Source organism: Breznakia pachnodae (assembly GCF_030814225.1).
In the GTDB taxonomy this organism is placed as follows: domain Bacteria; phylum Bacillota_I; class Bacilli_A; order Erysipelotrichales; family Erysipelotrichaceae; genus Breznakia; species Breznakia pachnodae.
This window is the reverse complement of record NZ_JAUSUR010000009.1, coordinates 13,293-32,059: the sequence shown is the minus strand read 5'-3', so window position 1 is coordinate 32,059 and position 18,767 is coordinate 13,293. Positions and strand designations below refer to the sequence as shown.

At 30.2% G+C, this 18,767-nt stretch carries 18 protein-coding genes; 17 read left to right on the top strand and 1 reads right to left on the bottom strand.

The window, feature by feature from the left end:
* The first annotated feature begins 26 nt into the window (after positions 1 to 26).
* The 13 genes from J2S15_RS18765 to J2S15_RS18705 all read left to right on the top strand — a co-directional run bounded on the left by J2S15_RS18765 (position 27) and on the right by J2S15_RS18705 (position 12,951).
* Entirely contained in the window at positions 27 to 1,103 is a 1,077-nt protein-coding gene (locus tag J2S15_RS18765) for an alpha/beta hydrolase (protein ID WP_307411487.1), read from the top strand.
* A gap of 169 nt (positions 1,104 to 1,272) precedes the next feature.
* Positions 1,273 to 1,602, top strand: a complete 330-nt coding sequence (locus J2S15_RS18760) for a hypothetical protein (RefSeq protein ID WP_307411485.1) — start codon at positions 1,273 to 1,275, stop codon at positions 1,600 to 1,602.
* A 14-nt stretch (positions 1,603 to 1,616) separates the two neighbouring features.
* Positions 1,617 to 1,790: a hypothetical protein gene (locus tag J2S15_RS18755; protein ID WP_307411482.1), complete on the top strand. Its 174-nt coding sequence runs from the start codon at positions 1,617 to 1,619 to the stop codon at positions 1,788 to 1,790.
* Positions 1,791 to 2,308: 518 nt separating this feature from the next.
* Positions 2,309 to 2,824, top strand: coding sequence for a hypothetical protein (locus J2S15_RS18750; protein WP_307411479.1), 516 nt, complete (start codon positions 2,309 to 2,311; stop codon positions 2,822 to 2,824).
* A 264-nt stretch (positions 2,825 to 3,088) separates the two neighbouring features.
* Positions 3,089 to 3,241: a hypothetical protein gene (locus J2S15_RS18745; protein ID WP_307411474.1), complete on the top strand. Its 153-nt coding sequence runs from the start codon at positions 3,089 to 3,091 to the stop codon at positions 3,239 to 3,241.
* Positions 3,198 to 3,731 (top strand): hypothetical protein, encoded by a 534-nt coding sequence (locus J2S15_RS18740; RefSeq protein WP_307411471.1) that lies wholly within the window; start codon positions 3,198 to 3,200, stop codon positions 3,729 to 3,731. Before J2S15_RS18745 ends, J2S15_RS18740 begins: the two co-directional genes overlap by 44 nt.
* A 223-nt stretch (positions 3,732 to 3,954) precedes the next feature.
* Complete coding sequence (locus J2S15_RS18735) at positions 3,955 to 5,325, top strand: PTS transporter subunit EIIC (RefSeq protein ID WP_307411468.1); 1,371 nt, start codon at positions 3,955 to 3,957, stop codon at positions 5,323 to 5,325.
* 20 nt (positions 5,326 to 5,345) lie between these two features.
* Positions 5,346 to 6,182: a PRD domain-containing protein gene (locus J2S15_RS18730; protein ID WP_307411466.1), complete on the top strand. Its 837-nt coding sequence runs from the start codon at positions 5,346 to 5,348 to the stop codon at positions 6,180 to 6,182.
* A gap of 22 nt (positions 6,183 to 6,204) precedes the next feature.
* Positions 6,205 to 8,142, top strand: a complete 1,938-nt coding sequence (locus tag J2S15_RS18725) for an oxidoreductase (RefSeq protein WP_307411463.1) — start codon at positions 6,205 to 6,207, stop codon at positions 8,140 to 8,142.
* On the top strand, positions 8,129 to 8,638 hold the full coding sequence (locus J2S15_RS18720; protein ID WP_307411461.1) for a PTS sugar transporter subunit IIA: 510 nt from the start codon (positions 8,129 to 8,131) through the stop codon (positions 8,636 to 8,638). Before J2S15_RS18725 ends, J2S15_RS18720 begins: the two co-directional genes overlap by 14 nt.
* Positions 8,639 to 8,845: 207 nt before the next feature.
* Entirely contained in the window at positions 8,846 to 9,706 is an 861-nt protein-coding gene (locus J2S15_RS18715; protein WP_307411457.1) for a PRD domain-containing protein, read from the top strand.
* Positions 9,696 to 11,531, top strand: coding sequence for a glucose PTS transporter subunit IIA (locus J2S15_RS18710; protein ID WP_307411454.1), 1,836 nt, complete (start codon positions 9,696 to 9,698; stop codon positions 11,529 to 11,531). Before J2S15_RS18715 ends, J2S15_RS18710 begins: the two co-directional genes overlap by 11 nt.
* Positions 11,524 to 12,951 carry a glycoside hydrolase family 1 protein gene (locus tag J2S15_RS18705; RefSeq protein WP_307411452.1) on the top strand — a complete coding sequence of 476 codons (1,428 nt, stop codon included), beginning with the start codon at positions 11,524 to 11,526 and terminating at the stop codon, positions 12,949 to 12,951. The genes J2S15_RS18710 and J2S15_RS18705 overlap by 8 nt, the downstream gene beginning before the upstream one ends.
* A gap of 159 nt (positions 12,952 to 13,110) precedes the next feature.
* Here the strand turns inward: J2S15_RS18705 and J2S15_RS18700 are convergent, their stop codons facing one another.
* Positions 13,111 to 15,021 carry a BglG family transcription antiterminator gene (locus J2S15_RS18700; protein ID WP_307411450.1) on the bottom strand — a complete coding sequence of 637 codons (1,911 nt, stop codon included), beginning with the start codon at positions 15,019 to 15,021 and terminating at the stop codon, positions 13,111 to 13,113.
* A gap of 230 nt (positions 15,022 to 15,251) precedes the next feature.
* On the opposite strand from J2S15_RS18700, the gene J2S15_RS18695 reads away from it, so the two are divergent.
* From J2S15_RS18695 to J2S15_RS18680, 4 genes are read left to right on the top strand one after another with little or no spacing between them, the layout of a single operon-like run.
* Positions 15,252 to 15,578: a PTS sugar transporter subunit IIB gene (locus J2S15_RS18695; RefSeq protein WP_307411448.1), complete on the top strand. Its 327-nt coding sequence runs from the start codon at positions 15,252 to 15,254 to the stop codon at positions 15,576 to 15,578.
* Complete coding sequence (locus J2S15_RS18690) at positions 15,571 to 16,812, top strand: PTS sugar transporter subunit IIC (RefSeq protein WP_307411446.1); 1,242 nt, start codon at positions 15,571 to 15,573, stop codon at positions 16,810 to 16,812. Before J2S15_RS18695 ends, J2S15_RS18690 begins: the two co-directional genes overlap by 8 nt.
* Before the next feature lie 19 nt (positions 16,813 to 16,831).
* On the top strand, positions 16,832 to 17,146 hold the full coding sequence (locus J2S15_RS18685; protein WP_307411444.1) for a PTS sugar transporter subunit IIA: 315 nt from the start codon (positions 16,832 to 16,834) through the stop codon (positions 17,144 to 17,146).
* Between the two features lie 10 nt (positions 17,147 to 17,156).
* Complete coding sequence (locus J2S15_RS18680) at positions 17,157 to 18,626, top strand: glycoside hydrolase family 1 protein (RefSeq protein WP_307411441.1); 1,470 nt, start codon at positions 17,157 to 17,159, stop codon at positions 18,624 to 18,626.
* Positions 18,627 to 18,767 lie beyond the last annotated feature (141 nt).

Here is an 18,767-nt window from a genome sequence, read left to right as displayed (position 1 = left end):
AAATTCTATAAAAGGAGGAGGAATATATGTTAGTTATAATTTTAGGAGTTATTTTAGTTAGTATTATTTTATTTATAGTAGTGGTTTTCATAAACAGCACAGGTAAATTACCACAACTGAAAGATACACAAGGAAAAGTTATTAAAGATTCTATTTCAGAAAAAGTATGGATTGAAGTAAATGGAATTAAACAAGGAATGTTTATACGTGGGGAAAATAAAGATAACCCTATAGTTCTTTATCTACATGGTGGTCCAGGTACTCCAATGTTACAATTTGTTACTTATTTAGAAAATGATGAACGTCTGGAAAAAGACTTTACGGTATGCTACTGGGACCAACGAGGCTCAGGAATGACATATTCGAAAACAACTGATCCATCAACAATGACAGTAGATCAGATGGTGGAAGATACAAAGGTAGTTACAGAATATCTTAAAGAGCGATTTGGACAAGAAAAAATATATCTTATTGGACATTCTTGGGGATCTTATCTAGGAGTTAAAGTAGCAGAACGATATCCTGAAGATTATTTCGCATATGTTGGAATTGGACAAGTTACAGATCAAACAAAGTCAGAACGATTAGCATATGATTATATGTTGAATCATGCGAAGGATATAAATGATAAAGAGATAATTAATAAGTTAGAACCAATTGATATAAATGAAGAATCATTTCCAAATTTAAATTATCTTGTGAAAGTTAGAACAGGAATCCTAAACAGATATAAGATTGGACATTTACATCAAGGACTTAAGACTACAGATATGCTTAAAGCATTGTTTGTATTTAAGGGATATACGATAAGCGAAAAAATCAAATGGTTTCGTGGTGCTGATTTCTCAATGGTTCATCTCTTCCCAGTTGTATTAAGTAATAATCTTTTTGAATCATCAATGAAGTTTGAAATACCGTTTTATATTGTTCAAGGTGATTATGATTACCAAGTATCTCAAGTGCTTGCTGAACAATATTTGAATACAATTACTGCACCTAAGAAAGAATATTTCTCATTTAACAATTCTGCACATTCTCCAAATATGGAAGAGATGGGGAAATTTGTAAAAGTATTCCAAATAATAGGAATGGAAAATTCATAACCTATATAAAATAAATTAAATAATATAATGATAAGACACTATTGAAAGGTGTCTTTTTCAATTTAATATTTTTTTTAACATCTTTTTGACAACTTTTAAATATCTAAGGAGCATACTATGTTTGTAAATAAAGACAAGATAAAGTCATTAGAAAGAAAAGAGGTATAAAATGATGTTATTAAAAACAATTGATGGTTTATTCGTAGGTACAAGATATGGAGCATGGGGATTAGGAGTGTTAGGAATTGTAGGATCAATTATATTGGTGCTAGCCAATTTCACAAATGGATTAGCATCAATGATGTTATTTGTTGCAGCACTTAGCTTATCACTGGGAGTTACATTAGTATTAATGCCAAAGTGGTTTATCAAAGGAGACTTGCTACAAAATAAACGATTTATTTTTGGAGGAGTAGCAATCACAATTGCAGCAGTGGTTGCAGGAGTTATTTATTTCATAAATGGTGGTTTTCCACCAATCAACTTATTGTTTGTTTAGAAAGGAGAATTAATATGAACTATAAATTAAAGACACCAAAAGGTGTAGAAGAAACAGTGGTAAAAGGGTATACAAAAATTGAAGAGGGTGTAGTAGGAACTTATAAGAAGATTGAGAAAGGCGCAGTTGATGGTTACAAGAAAATAGAAAAGAAATTTATAGATACTTTCCTAGAAAAAGATGAATAGTAGTAAATAGCACATAGTTAAGTCTATGTGTTTTTATTACTCAATAACATATCAGTTTAATTTAATATTTTTTTAACATCTTTTTGACAACTTATTAATAACTTAGTTGGATAATAACCATGTCAAAAGAAGTTGAGTAAATTATTACTTCTTTAGAGGAAGAGGAGGAAGTGTTATGTCATTAAACCCTGTGGTAATTGCAGTAGTAGTGGTAGTGGTTGTAGTAGCAATTGGAATCTTTGCATTTATGAAAAGAAAATAAGTAGTCATGTTATATAACGAGAAAATTAAAGGAGGTGTTGAAATGAACCCAGTAGTAGTGGTAGCAGCAATTGCAGTAGTAGGAGCAGTTGGAACAATCATTTATAAGAAAAGAAAATAGTTAATAAAATAAAAGAAAGGAGGTAACATATGAATCCAATCGTTATCGGAGTTGCAGTTGTAGTAGTAGTAATCGTAGCATTTATTTTCTTTAAAAATAAGAAATAAATTGTATATAGAATTATAAGGAGGACAAGATGGAACAAAAGAAGAATTATGTAGGATATGAGTATTTATCAATATCTGTGGGTAATGATATGAAATCAGTATATGCAGATTGTTATCAGAATTTTGGATGGGTAATTGATGGTTTCGGATCCTCTGATATATTAGGTAGCGAAATAACATTGAAGTTAAAACGTGACCGTAGAATAAACAATCGAATACAGTTGAATGAGATTCAACGAAAGTGTGAAACAGCACTTGAAACCATTCATCATTTAGAAACTTCTAAGAATACAAAAGCCATTATGTATGCTTTAGGCTTGGGTATTCTTGGAACCGTTTTTATGGCAGGAGCAATCTTTACCTTTATTGATGGTTACATCATTGCCTGTATTGGACTAGCGATACCTGCGTTTCTTGGATGGGGATTACCATATTTTCTTTTTAAGAAAATCAGAAGAGATGAAATTAATAAAATCAATCCAAAAATTGATGAACAATATGAGTGCATTTATGACCTGTGTGATCAGGCAAATGCACTGCTGTAGTTAGTGAGGAATACAATAAAAATACAAAGTAATTAAGACTATTTATAGAAGAAACATGCTATTAAGTTATAAGATGAATAAAAATTAAAGATAACTTTATAAATTCTTAAGTATTTTATAGACAATTACTTAATAACTAAATTGCATAATTGAGGTATAAATAAATGGAGGGATATATATGGAGATAGTATTAGCGATTGTTTTATCAATCATGACAATTTCCGGGATTTGGGCTCAATCAGGAAAATATAAATAGGAGAAATTATGGAAAAGGAAAATAAACAAACTACAGATATTACATTATATTCATATATGGCATTGATGATTAAGATTGAAGAGATAATGAGAAGACCAAAGAATGAGGAACAGAAGAATGGAAAACAAGAGAAAGATATTGGTATTATTAACCCAGCATAATGATAATTTTGCAAAGTTTCTACGCTTTATAACTGGTGCAGAATATACACATGCATCGATTGCGACAGAAGTAGATTTAGAGAGATTCTTTACCTTTAACCAGGAAGATGGATTCTATGTGGAGCGACCAACAAAAATATATACAGAGCACAAACGTTTAAGAAAATGTCGCTTATATAGTGTAGAAGTAGATGAATCTATTCACGACAATATTTGTAACATCATACATGATTTTGAAGTGAACTCTACAGCTTATAAATACAATCTTCTTGGATTAATTCTCAGTTTCTTTAAGATGCCTTGGAATCGTAATAATAGTTATTTCTGCTCACAGTTTGTAGCTGAATTACTTAAGAAATCTGGCGCAATTATAGTAGAAAAAGACCCATCGCTTTATCTGCCAAATGACTTCATGGATATCTCTGAACTTGAACTTTGTTATAATGGGACATTGGGTAATCTTGGTGATTCAATGAGTATGATTATTTAAGTTGCAAAAGAACCAATATGAAATAGATTATTTAAAGCTAAGATTGACATTCCATTTTTGTGATGATATATTATGTATGTAAAGAGTTGTATGAGGATTGTTACTTTATTTAGTTAAAGGCGAAACCAAAGCAAACGTTGTTTGTTTTGGTTTTTTTGTGTTCAATTTTGGTATATAGGTGCTAGCCCATTATATATAGTTTAATTAAAAAGGAGGCATTTGAATGAATTATTTAGAAATAGCAAACACTATTAAATCAAGTGTTGGTGGATCAGAGAATATCTTGAATGTTACACACTGTGCTACAAGACTAAGATTAGTCCTAAAGGATAGTGATCAGTTTAATGAAGAAGAAATAAAAAATATTGAAGGTGTTGTAAATACCATTAAAATTGGAGATGAGTTTCAAATTATTATCGGAAATGATGTAAAATATATATATAATGCATTCATAGATAATGATAAGAAATTAGAAAAAATCGTTAGTGTTAAAAAGAAGAACTCTATAAAGACTTTATTCTTTTCGTTTACAGCATACATCCAAGCATCAATTGGAGCGATTATCCCATTAATGGTTGGAACAGGATTGATTAAAGCAGGTCTGATACTGTGTTTACAGATTGGTATTTTGAGTGAAGCGAGTGATACATATCAATTATTACTTGCAGTAGCTGATTCTTTCTTCTATTTTATGGGAGTAATTGCAGCTATTGGAGCAGCAAGAAAATTAAATGCTGATATTCCAATGGCAGTATTCATGGCATTAATGTTCTTCGCACCTGGGTTTATAGCAAGAGTGGCTGAAGGAACAGATATGAATATCTTTGGAATACCTGTTTATAGTGTTTCTTATGCAAATCAGTTTTTACCAATTATTATGTCGGTGTGGGTAATGAATAAATTAGATATATTGCTTAATACCTACTTACCAGATTCAGTTAAGGATATTTTTAGACCAACATTACTTATCTTAATTATGATCCCTTTAAATTATTGTATCCTTGGTCCATCAGTTACATGGCTTGCTTATCTATTAGCAGAACCTTTCACTGCATTTATAAATTATCCATGGGTACTAACTACTTTATTTGGATTACTAATGCCTGTATTGGTTATGTTTGGAGTTCATGGATTGTTCTTTACAGTAGTATCATTAAATTTGTTTTCACAAGTAGGTTATGATCCATTTCTGATGCCTGGAGGATTCTGTTCATTCTTTGCGATAGTTGCAGTTTCGCTTGTGGTAGGATTGAAAGCAAAAGATAGCAAAACGAAATCTCAAAGCATATCAACGGCATTAACTTTATTTTTAGGAGGAGTTTCTGAACCTGCCATTTTCACAGTTTTAATAAACAATAAAAAGGCGATGGGAATATCAATGTTGTCTGGAGCTATTGGTGGTTTGATTGCTGGAATACTAAGCGTAAAGTGTTTTATGCCAGTAGGTGGAAGTCTATTGATGGTACCATACTATGTAGGCGAAGGCTCACCACTTTCTAATGTGTTAATAGCAGTTTCAATAACATCAATAATTGCATTTGTATTAACATTTGTATTGTATAAATCAGAAGATAAAGTGGTAAAAGAAGTATAATTAAAAAGAGGTGATTGAAGATGAAAATTATAAGAATTTATAATAATAATGTTATACATGCTTATATAGATGAAAAAGAGATTATTGCAATTGGTAAAGGTCTGGCTTTTGGTTATAAATCAGGGGATGATGTTCCTGAGGAAAAGGCTGAAAAGATTTTCGAATTAACCAATACATTCAGTCCAACATATATACAAGATTTATTTAAAGAACTTGATATAAACAATTTAAAGTTTATTGAAAGTATTGTTGCATATATCGAAGAAGAATTATCAACAAAATTTAGTTCATCTGCATTTTTATCTTTGTATGACCATATAAATGTAGCGAACAGAAGAGTAGATGAACAAAAAAATGTTCCTAATCTGATGAATAATGAGTTGAGTAAATATTATAAAAAAGAATATGAAATTGCTAAAAAAGTAGTTGAAATGATGGGTGAATTCTTTAAGAAAGAATTTCCTTTATCTGAAGTTTCATTTATCACAATTCATATTATTGATTTAGAAATGAATATTAAAATTAATAATATCGATGAGATTACATCAATGATTAAAATGATTAGTGAAAAAGTAAATGAGCAGTTTTTAAATATTAACCAATCATCAGCTGATTATGAACGTTTTTTGATTCATTTACGTTATTTTTCAGAAAGAGTAATTACTGAAAATAGAGGTGAGGATTCATCAAATATAGTAAATATTTATGAAAAATTTCAACTTGAATTTGATAAACAATATGCTGTAGTTAAGACAATTGTAGAATTGATAAAGAAATACAATGGCTATTATGTATCAATAGATGAACAGTTTTATTTATTAATACATATTGTTAAAATTACAGAAAGTAACAAATAGAAAGTAATAGGTGAAGTAAATAATGAAAAGCAAATATAAGAAAATATTTGAACCATTAATGATCAATCAGATGATTTTAAAAAATAGAATATTTGGTGCAAGCGGAGTTAGTGCTGATACGGTAAATGAATTAGGAGGTATTGTTGCACCAGAAGCCATTTCATTAGGTGGAGCATCAATGATTTTCACATGTATGTGTGATTTGAATGATAAGAAAAGTAGATTTGAACCAACAAAAGAATATGCTCTTAATAAATTAAACAGAGATTTGATTAGAAGTTATGTGAAAAGAATTCATCAAGGTGGAGCAAAATATATATTAGAAATTGATCATGTTGGTGAGTATCATCGTTCTGGAAAATCAGATTTTTCTTGGGGAACGATTGATAAAATCAATGAAAAAGGAATTAATGTAAAAGGATTAGACACAAAAGAAATGAACAAAATTGCGGATTCATTTGCGCAGACTGCACTGGATGCTATTTCACTAGGATTTGATGGAATATTATTTGATTGTTCTTCTGGTTGGTTAATGTCTCAATTCTTATCAACTCATTATAATAAACGTGAAGATGAGTATGGAGGTACAGTTTCTAATCGTTGTAGGTTTCCATTAATGGTTCTTCAAAGAATTAGAGATGCTGTAGGAAAAAACTATCCAATACTATGCCAGATATGTGCAAATGAATATTTTGATGATGGTACACCCTTCGATGACATTTTAGAAATGACAAAAATTTTAGAGTCTTATATTGACTGTGTTATTGTAGTATGTGGAAATGATCAAACTAGACTACAAATGACAAAACTAGTATCAACGAATCTTGAGTCATTTATGATGACTGCATCTTATACTAAAAAGTTAAAAGAAGTACTACAAATACCAGTTGCTTCTATTGGTGGTATTATGACACCAGAGGAAGCAGAGTATATGTTAGAAAATAATATGGCTGATATGATTGGCTTGTGCAGACCTTTGATAGCAGATCATGAATGGGTAAATAAAGCTATGAACAATCATTCAGCTGATATTAGGCCCTGTATTCGTTGCAACAATTGCTTTCATGTATCATCAGAATGTAAGCATGTAGGTTGTAGTGTAAATCCATATTATACACAAGTGGGAAACCCATTTTTAAAAGAAAAATATGATGCAGAAGTAAAAAAGAATATTGTTATTTTAGGTGGTGGACCTGCTGGTATTAATGCTGCACTGGCTGCTGATTCTTGTGGCCATAATGTAACGCTAATAGAAAAGAATACAGAAGTTGGAGGTTGGTTAAATTATATCGCAAAGGAACATTTTAAATCAGAAGTTAAAAGATATTTAAACTATCTGAAAAGACAGTTGAATAATAGTGATGTTCGAGTTTTATTGAATACAGAAGCAAAGAAAGAAAAAATAGTTTCTTTGAATCCAGATAAGTTAATTATTGCAATTGGTGGTAAAGAAAATACTTTAAAAATTGAAGGAATAACTAGTATAAATTCTTATTCAATCAAGGAAGCAATCTGTAAGCAAGATACACTAAAAGGAACAACAGCAATTATTGGTGGAGGAGTTGTCGGTGTGGAATTAGCGCTCGGTTTAGCACAGGAAAGTAATCGCAATATAATAATTGTTGAAAGTTCAGATCAATTAGCCAAATCTGCTAACCTAATATATAGACCTTCATTACTTAATAAGATTGAGGAAGCACCAAATATTACTACATATTTGAATTCTCAATGTAGTAAAGTTGATAATCGTGAATTATTAATTGAGTATAAAAATAAAACAGAAAAAATTAAAGTAGATAATATTATAGTTTCCATTGGTGTATCTTCACAAAGTGAAAGAGCATTGCAATATTATGGAATTATTGAAGATACAGTAATGGTAGGTGATATTAATGCGCAAGGAAATATCATTGATGCAGTGTATGGTGGATATTCAAGTGGTATAAATGTTACGCCTTAATATTAAATACAGTTATTGGAAAGGAAAAGAGAAGAAAATGGTAATTAATAAGAATATAATTCATTCACCAGTTAATGGCACGATAAAGCCAATACAAAATTGTTCTGATGCAATGTTTGCTCAACAAATGCTTGGTGAATCGGTTTTAATTACTCCTTCCAACAATGAGATTTATGCGCCATTTGATGGAGAAATTTGTATGCTCTTTGAGACCAAACATGCAATAGGGATTAGGAATGATAATAATATTGAGTTACTAATTCATATAGGAGTTAATACTGTAAATCTAGGTGGTAGGTTTTTTACATCACTTAAAAAACAAGGTGAAAAAGTATTAAAAGGTGACAAAATACTATCAGTAGATTTTGAATCTATTAATGATGAAGGATATGATTCTGATGTTATAGTTATAATCACAGAAAACCCTGCAAAGTACAATTATAAAAAAGTAGATTGTGATCAAATAGTAACAAATCAAGTTCCTATATTTGAATAAGTTCATTGAAAAATGGTTGACACCTATCATTTTTGGGGGTATATTGAAAATATAATAATGAGATGTAGGAATCGTTACAGATTTTACTGGCATAACCTAACTCATGAAAGAATTGTTTATAATTTTTTGTAAACAAACATTTCATGGATTAGGTTTTTTTTGTTGGAATGAGGTGAGATAATATTGTGATAGAAAGAGTTGATACTTATGAAAGTGGTTAAAAGATTAAACAACAACGTTGTCATTGCAGATGACAAAGGACAAGAAATTATTTTATCAGGTAGAGGATTAGGTTTTGGGGTTTATCCAAATGATGAAGTAAACGAAGAATTGATTGAACGAAGATATGTGTTTGATAAGAGGGATGACATCGATCGATGGACACAGTCTTTGAACAGTATTCCAATTGAAGTATTTAGCTTGTCTGAAAAGATTGTTGAAACAGTAAAAGAAAAATTTAATTGTAAATTGAGTCCTAACATCATTATTACTTTAGCTGATCATATTGATTATGCAATTTCAAGACATAAGGAATATATTGAATTACGTAATCCTCTGAAATGGGATATTAACTTATTATATCCAGAGGAAATTGAGATGGCAAAAGTAGCGTTAGACATTGTTAATGATGAAATGAATATTCGTTTATCAGATGATGAAGTAAGTTTTATTGCGATGCATTTTGTAAATGCACGTTCCAATGAAGGACAGGAAATGTCAGAAACCTTAAAGGTAACTAAGATTCTTGCTGATATCATTTCAATCATTCAGATAACAATGAAAGTGGAATTAAATGAAGAATCATTTCATTATACACGTCTATTAACGCACATCCGTTATTTCATAAACAGACAATTGCACAATGAAACAGTAGATACTGAGATTGATACAATTGATACGTTAATTCGGGATCGCTATCCAAAAGAGTTTAATTGTTCACAGGTAATTGCGAAGTATTTGCTTACTAATTACGGTTGGGAGATTGGTGAAGAAGAAAAGATATTTCTTACGATCCATATTATTCGTGTGGTAAGTAAAGCGCAAGAAGGAGAAAAAAATGAAAATTGAAACATTGGCAAAAGAGATTGTAGAACTCGTTGGGGGAAAAGACAATATTATTGATTTAACGCATTGTGTTACACGTTTACGATTTGTAGTAAAGGATGACTCATTAGTTGAATACAATAAACTAGAAGCACTAGATGAAGTTATGAAAGCTCAATTGAAGGGTGGGCAAGTTCAGGTAGTCATTGGTGCAAAAGTAGAAATGGTATTTAACCAGGTAATTAAAGATATTGGCTTTGATAAGATTGAAAAAGCAAAAGCAAAACCAACAGGAAAAAAAGAGAATTTATTTAATCGAATTATTCGCTCATTGTCAGAAATTCTGACACCACCACTACCAGCAATTATTGGCGGTGGATTGATTAAAGCGATTCTGTTTGCTTGTGCGAATTATGGATGGATTGATGCAGAAAGTACAACTTATTTTGTATTAAATATTGCAGGGGACGCAATGTTCTACTTCTTCCCGTTCTTACTTGCAGTAAGTGCGGCAGAAAAGTTTAAAACAAACAAATTTATGGCACTGACATTAGCTGGAGTATTGATGTATCCAAGTTTACTGAACTTAGCTACAGCTGGTGAAATTAGTCAGTTGATGTTATTTGATATATTTCCAATTCAGGTAGTTAGTTATTCTTCATCAGTGTTACCAATCATTATGATTGTATGGTTGTTGAAGTATATCTATGGATTCTTCCAACAAAAACTACCAGAAGTAATCAATATGACATTTACACCAATTCTGACATTATTAATAATGGTTCCAGTATCACTGGTATTGATTGCACCAATTGGCTATTATATTGGGGAATATATAGGTCAAGGAGTACAAGCGATTGTTGAAGTAGCACCAGTACCTGCAGCATTTGTAATTGCTGGTTTACGTCCATTATTTGTATTAACAGGAGTACACCATACACTGCGTCCATTAAAGCTACAAGAGTTTGCAACAAATGGTTTCACTCGCTTAGGAATGATGGAAATCATGAGTACAATGGCACAAGCAACTGCAGCTCTTGGTATGTATTTAATCTTAAAGAACAAACGTGAAAAACAAATTGCTTTATCAGCTACAACATCAGGATATTTAGGGATTACAGAACCAGCACTGTATGGAATCTTAGTAAAATATAAAGTTTCATTTGCTGCAGCAATCATTGGTGGAGGACTTGGTGCCTCAGTCGCTGTATTGCTTGGTGGTAGATCATATGCACCAGTAATGGCTAGTGTTCTATCAATTCCAGTAATGGCTGGAGATGGCTTTACTGGAGCAATTATTGGGCTTGTTGTTACTGTAGTTACAACATTAGCAATTACAATTATCTTTGGTAGAAAAAGCATTGAAAAAAGTGAATTAAACAATGTATCTGTACAAAGTCCAGTTGAGGGAAAAGTAATAGCTATCGATACTATTGATGACAGTGTATTTGCTCAAGAATTAATTGGTAAGAGTGTTGCGATTATGCCAAGTGATGGAAAGATTTATGCCCCATTCGATGGTGAAGTAAGTATGCTATATAAGACGAAACATGCGATTGGTTTACGCTCAAGCGATGGAATTGAATTACTAGTTCATATTGGAATTGATACCGTGAATTTAGAAGGAAAATACTTTAAGGAACATGTAAGACAAAACCAATTTTTTAAGACAGGTGACTTATTAATTGAGTTTGATTTGGATGCAATTAAGAAAGAAGAATATAACCCTGTTGTTATTTGTTCTATCACAAATACAAATGAGTATGAAGATATACAAAAAGCCCTTCCTTCTAAAGTTGGAATTGGTCATGAAATCTTTGCAGTAAGTGGAGGATTAGGAAATGAGTGATTCTTATAAATTTCCTAAAGACTTCTTATGGGGAGGAGCAATTGCTGCTAATCAGGCAGAAGGTGCGTATTTGGAAGATGGTAAATCAGTAAATGTATCAGACTTGAATATGTATACAGATAAGGTTGCATTACATAAGAAATCAAACAAAGGAATGACAACTGATCAAATTAAATATGCCTTAGAAGACAAGGAAAACTATTATCCAAAACGTTATGGTATTGATTTTTATCATACCTATAAAGAAGATTTAAGATTACTAAAGGAAATGGGAATGAATGCATTTCGTACTTCCATTTCATGGAGCCGAGTATTTCCAAATGGTGATGACAAAGAACCAAATGAAAAAGCCTTAATCTTCTATGATAACCTGATTGATGAAATTATTAGTTGTGGAATGGAACCATTAATTACATTATCTCATTATGAAATGCCTGTACTATACACATTAGAAAAACATGGCTGGTTAAATTACGACACGATAGATGCATTTGTTCGTTTCTCTTTGTTAGTAATGGAACGCTATAAGGATAAAGTAAAGTATTGGATTCCTGTTAATCAAATTAATTTGATTAAAAAAGAAACCTATGCACATTTAGGATATCCAAGTGATGTAGTAGATAACGCTGATAATGCGAAATGGCAGGCAATGCATCACGAACTAGTTGCTTGTGCAATAATTTATGAAAAGGCAAAGGTTATCAATCCAGACTTTCAAATTGGAGTAATGAACTATCATGACTATACATACCCTGCAACGACAGAACCAGAAACAGTGTTACGGTCTTATCAATACAACCAACATGAATTAGTATTCTCAGATATTCTGGCTAGAGGGAACTACCCAGGATATATTCTTCGATACTTCAATGAACATGATATAAAGGTTGAAATGAAACAAGAAGACTTGGATGTGTTGAAAAGAAATACAGTTGATTTTGTATCCTTCTCCTATTACTATACAAGTGTAATAGACAAAGATTCAGAAAAAGAATATCCAAATGAGTATTTGTCTAAAAACCCTTGGGGGTGGGCAAGTGATCCAGTTGGATTACGTTTATCACTAAATATGTATTATGATCGTTATCAACTTCCTATTATTATTGCAGAGAATGGATCTGGTAGTATTGATGAATTAACTGCAGATCATAAAGTGCATGATGATTATCGAATTGATTATTTTAAAGATCATCTAAAGCAGATTGAAGAAGCAATCAAAGATGGTGTAGAAATGATTGGATACTTCCCTTGGGGACCAATTGATATTGTTAGTTGTTCTTCAAGTGAAATGAGTAAACGATATGGGTTTATCTATGTTGATCTTGATAATTTAGGGCAAGGAAGTGGGAATCGTTATCTAAAAGATTCTTACTATTGGTACAAAGAGCAGATAGAAAAATGGAAGAATCAGAATTCATAATTGAATGATAAAGAGAAAGTACTTGTTTGTGAGACAAGTACTTTCTCTTTTTGTCTCTACTATTCATTATAAAATCATTTTAGAATTTATAAGGATAATAAAAGTTGGTTTATGATAAATTTATTATAGGTTAGTAGCGTATTTAGTGTAATATAAATTCTAGACATCATTTAATAATGAATACAATTTTGATATAAAATCATTATAATCAAGAGATTCTAATAAAATATTGATATTGTATGAATTATTTAGAATTTCAATAATCTCCTCAAAAAATTCAACAAATAGTTTTCGATCTTTTTTGCTTATTCCAATATATGCAATCATGTTTATATTCATATTACCCCAATCTATAGAGTGAGGTAATAAAGCTATAGATATAAAACTTCGATTGGCTGATTCTGTAACAGCATGTGGAACTGCCACATTATTAAAAGCTGTTGATGAAAGATTTTCTCTTAGAAAAACATCATTATAAAATGATTCGGAAGCAAATTTTTTTTTAATAATATTATTTCCCATTATTTTTAAAGAATCAAATTTATCTTTAAAATTTGGATTTTTATAAAAAAGACTAGGGTGAAAGAAATTGAATAACATGCTCTTTATTTCTCTCCTTCTTTTCTTTTCTTTCAAGTCATACAAGGTATTATTTAAATATTGATAATCGTTATCCTTTAGAAAAGGATTGATTTGGACTACTTCAATACTAGTTTTAATTGAAAGTGGGGTAATGATTAAATCAGCATCATAATTATCAGTTTCTTGAAATTCTTTATATGAAAGTATATTTTCTATATTCATAACATTTCCAAATCTTGTTTGAATTGTATCAATTATTTTTTCTTGATATGAATAGTAGTCAGCATAAATATAAATGGCTTTTAAAAGGGCGCTGTTTTTTGTCCTGCTTTCAAAATATGCTCCAATATGAAATGAAATAAATGCAATTTCATCTTCATTTATTTGAATCTTGTAATCATCAAATAATTTGGTTGCAATAAAGACTGCAATATCATACACCAAAGGATAATTGTTTTTTATTTTATCTGTTAAGGGATTTTTTGCATAATAGTTATTATTAACTCTTTCGAATACATTCCAAATATGTATTGTTAAGTTTGAAATAAATGAATCATTAAACGAACTTATATAGTAATGTTCTTTCACTTCATTAAGAATAGATTTAGTTATTTTTAAGTATTTTATGTCTATATATTCTGAAATATTATTGATATTAATTTTTTTGTGATTTAAGTTTGTAGAATGAGTTGAAATTAATAGAAATATTTGTTGTAATTCACTATCATTAATTATAACGTTATAAGACTTTTCTATGAAATTAGAAATTTGTTTGGCAACTAAAAATTCGTTATTTTCTTTTTTATCTATAAAGGAAGAATTATCGTTAACTAAGGTAAATCCATGTAACAATCGTTCAATCATTATAATTAAATGAATAGAAATGTTATCAATATAATAATCATTTGCATATAAATCATTATTCTCAAGAATTAATTTAATTTCTTGTTTAATATTTTGATTATAGTGATTCGAGTTTAATAATTCAGAATTTATAATTGAACCGTTATATGCTTCCTCCCTCATGAGCATATTCATTAAATTTCTAAAATCAATTTCTTGCCCTTTAATGTAATAAATATCTTTTTTTTTGGTAATATTTATGTTATAGTTTCTCAATTTCTTCTTTATAATTTGAATATCTGCATCAATTGTAGCATCACTAACGTATAAATCTCGTTCAAAATCTAAAATGCTATAACCTTTTTTATTTGATATAAGCTTTTGTATAATGAAAAACTGTCTATCTATCTCAGACTTTTCATGTTTAGTTTGATTATTATATGAGTGTATATTAACTTTATAACCAAGCTTACTGGAAATGATTACTGGTTCACTATATTCAGTATTAATTGATGAAATATAATTTCGTATTTGACGTGTAGAAACATCTAATACATTTGAAAGTTCATTACTATTGATCCATCTTTTAACACTATTTTGAAGTAAATAAGTTAATAGTATATCTGATTTTTTTTCTTTTTTCATAATTGACCTCACCTTTTTTCTAAATCAGTACTCTTATTCATTTCAATATTATATCGTAGAGAATAATTATTCTACATTAACTTGCTTCCTAGTATAGGAAGAAAAATTATTTGAAGGAACTGTGAATAATCTTTATCATTTGGAGTGTAGTAGTGATTATACACTAGTTTAAAGTGAATTAATAAGACTGCTACATTATAAATTAATTATAAGAGAAGGAGGATAATGAAGTGAAGGAAGTAAAAGTTTTATTAGTTTGTGGTTCAGGAGCAAGTTCTGGATTTATGGCTTCAAACATAAGGCAAGCAGTAAAGTCACGTAATTTAAATATTAAGGTTAAAGCAAGGAGTGAGAAAGATATTGAAGAGTATTTGGATGAAACTGATTTATTGCTAATAGGTCCACATTTTAAGCACATTTATAATGATGTAAAAGAAATCGCAGATCCATATCATATAAAAGTGGGAGTAATTGATCAAGAAGCATATGGAAGTTTAGACGGGAATGCCGTTCTTAATACTATACTTAATTTAATAGGAGGTAATGATAATGAATAAAATGGAGCAGTTTAGCAATTGGGTGACAGATGTACTAACACCTAAATTAAATAAAATTACAAATAATCCCTGGGTAGCATCAGTACAAGATGCTATATTAACTACAATGCCAGCAATTTTAATAGGATCATTTGCAAATTTAATTAATGGATTCAGGAATTTTTTTCCACAAATTCCTGATTTATCTAATATATCAAATTTTTCATTTGGTTTGTTTTCTCTATTTTTAGCTTACTTAATTCCTGCATCTTTAATGGAGAAAAAAAAGCATCGAAAAGTAGCAAAGATAGCAGGTTTAGCAGGAATCTCTCTATTTTTACTAACTTGTTTCCCTACTTTTGATGAATCAAGTAATATAGTAATAAATTTTAATTATTTGGGAGCAGGAGGTATGTGTGCAGCACTTGTTGCTGGCTTATTTACTGGAGCAATATTTAATATTACAGCAAAACATTCATTCTTTAGCGAAGAAACATCTATGCCTGATTTTATAGTTTCATGGTTTGACAATATTATACCATGGTTAATTTGTATTATTGTAGGTGTAGTAGCTACCTATGGTTTTGAAGTTAATCTATTTCTAGTTATAAATGATGCATTTTCACCTGTATTGAATTTTGGCCAATCCTATATTGGCTTCATGATTATATATTTATTTGGGGTGATTGGTCTATACTCGTTTGGTATCTCATCTTGGGTAGTTTATCCAATACTTTCACTTTTGTGGACAACAGGAATTGCTCAAAATGCTGAGTTAGCAGAAGCTGGATTAGCAGCAACAAACATTAACTTACATGAGACATTTACCTTGCTAACAATTGGTGGAAATGGGGCAACATTATCACTTGCAATCATGATGGCCTTTTTGTCAAAATCTAAAAGGTTGAAAGCAATTGGAAAAACAACATTTATACCTAGTTTCTTTGGAATAAATGAACCTTTAATGTATGGTGCTCCTGTTTGTTTTAATCCTATTTTAATTATTCCTTTATGGATAAATTCAATTATAAGTCCAACAATTCTATGGATTGTATTTAAAACTGGATTAATTGCAATACCAACTATATCTATGAGATTTCCAGGACAATTAACAACATTTGTAACATCTTTTATGAAATTCGGTTTGCATGGACTAGTGTTAGTAATTGTGTTATTTATTGTATCTTGGATTATATATTTTCCGTTTTTTAAAGCATATGATAAACAATTATTAATTAGTGAAGAAAGTAAATAAAATAAGGAAGGGTGATAATATGAATCGAGAAGAATTAAATCAAATTGCCATGCAAGTGATTCTTAATGCAGGAAATGCAAGAACAATTTTAAATGAAGTAATAGAAGATTTAGAAAATGATTGTGATAAAGAAATAATAAATAAAAAACTAAAGGAAGCAAATGATTACATTGTTAAAGCACATAAAATGCAGACGAAGGTAATTCAGGGAACAGTTACAGATGAGAGTTTTATTCCAGATTTACTCTTCATTCATGCACAGGATACTTTAATGACTATCAATAGCGAACTCAATATTACTAAATATATTGTAAAACTATGGAATAAGAAATAGGAGATTTAAAATGTTTAAAGATAATTTTTTGTGGGGAGGCGCAATTGCAGCTAACCAAAGCGAAGGAGCCTGGAATTTAGATGGAAAAGGACCAATACTTTTGGATTTTAGAACTGGAGGTTCAAAAAAAAATCCTAGAATGCTAACAATTATTGATAAGGAAGGTAATCCTGGGAAAATACCTATAACAAGAGGTACAAGACTTCCTGATGGTGCCCAATATTCTATTCTTGAGAATATTTACTATCCTAGTCATGAAGGAATTGATTTTTATCATCGATACAAAGATGATATTAAATTATTTGCCGAAATGGGATTTAAAATTTTTAGGCTATCAATATGCTGGGCAAGAATTTACCCAACAGGTGTTGAAGATAAACCTAATCAGGAAGGTATTAACTATTATAAAGATGTATTTAATGAACTAAAAAAATATAATATTGAGCCACTGGTGACATTAGTGCATTCAGAAATGCCACTACATTTGGAAGAATTAGGTGGGTGGTCAAATAGAGAAACTATCAAGCATTTTGATCGCTATGTTAGAACCGTTTTTGAAGAGTTTAAAGGATTAGTAAAGTATTGGATTACATTTAATGAAATTAATAATGAAGTTGGGATGTTAGAGATGTTTGGTAATACTGCGAACGATGAGACTTATCAAACTGCTTATCAGAAATTACATTACGAGTTCGTTGCAAGTGCGCATGCAGTAAAAATAGGACATGAGATAGATGAAAAAAATATTATAGGGGGAATGATTTGTGGAATTCCACATTATCCTGGAAGTAATGATCCTGATGATATCTTATTATGTAGATATACTTGGGAAAAAGCAATATTTTATTCAGGGGATGTATTGTGTAAAGGTGAGTATCCAGTTTTCTCTAAAAGATTATGGAAAGAGCATAATGTAGTTTTAGATATCACTTCTCAGGATTTAATTGATTTGAAAGAGGGGATAGTTGATTTATACACTTTCTCCTATTACATGACAAATGTAGTAACAACGCACGAAGTAACTGATGTTGTTTCAGGTAACTTTGCTGCAGGTGCGAGAAATCCTTATCTCAAGTATTCAGATTGGGGCTGGGCATATGATCCAAAGGGATTAAGGTATTATTTAGAGGTAATAAATGATCGATACCAAAAGCCTGTTATGATTACTGAAAATGGTTTAGGAGCAAAAGATTCACTGGATTCTGATAATACAATTAATGATGATTATCGTATAGAATATTTAAGAGATCATATTATAGAAATGAAAAAAGCAGTTGAAAATGGTGTTAACTTAATAGGATATACAGCATGGGGATGTATTGATATTGTATCCATGAGTACAGGGCAGATGTCAAAACGTTATGGTTTTATATATGTTGATAGAGATGATGAGGGAGCTGGAACATTAAAAAGAATAAAGAAAAAATCATTTAATTGGTATAAAAAAGTGATAGAATCAAATGGGAATAAGTTGGATTAGAATAGTTAATTACTTAATCCAACATTAGTATGAAACAGAATATAAAAAATATTTATATAAGAAATGGAATAATATTAACTTTTGTTCAAAAAAAGTGGGGAAAGTTGGTAGCTATAGATTAGTTGTTTGACATAATCCACT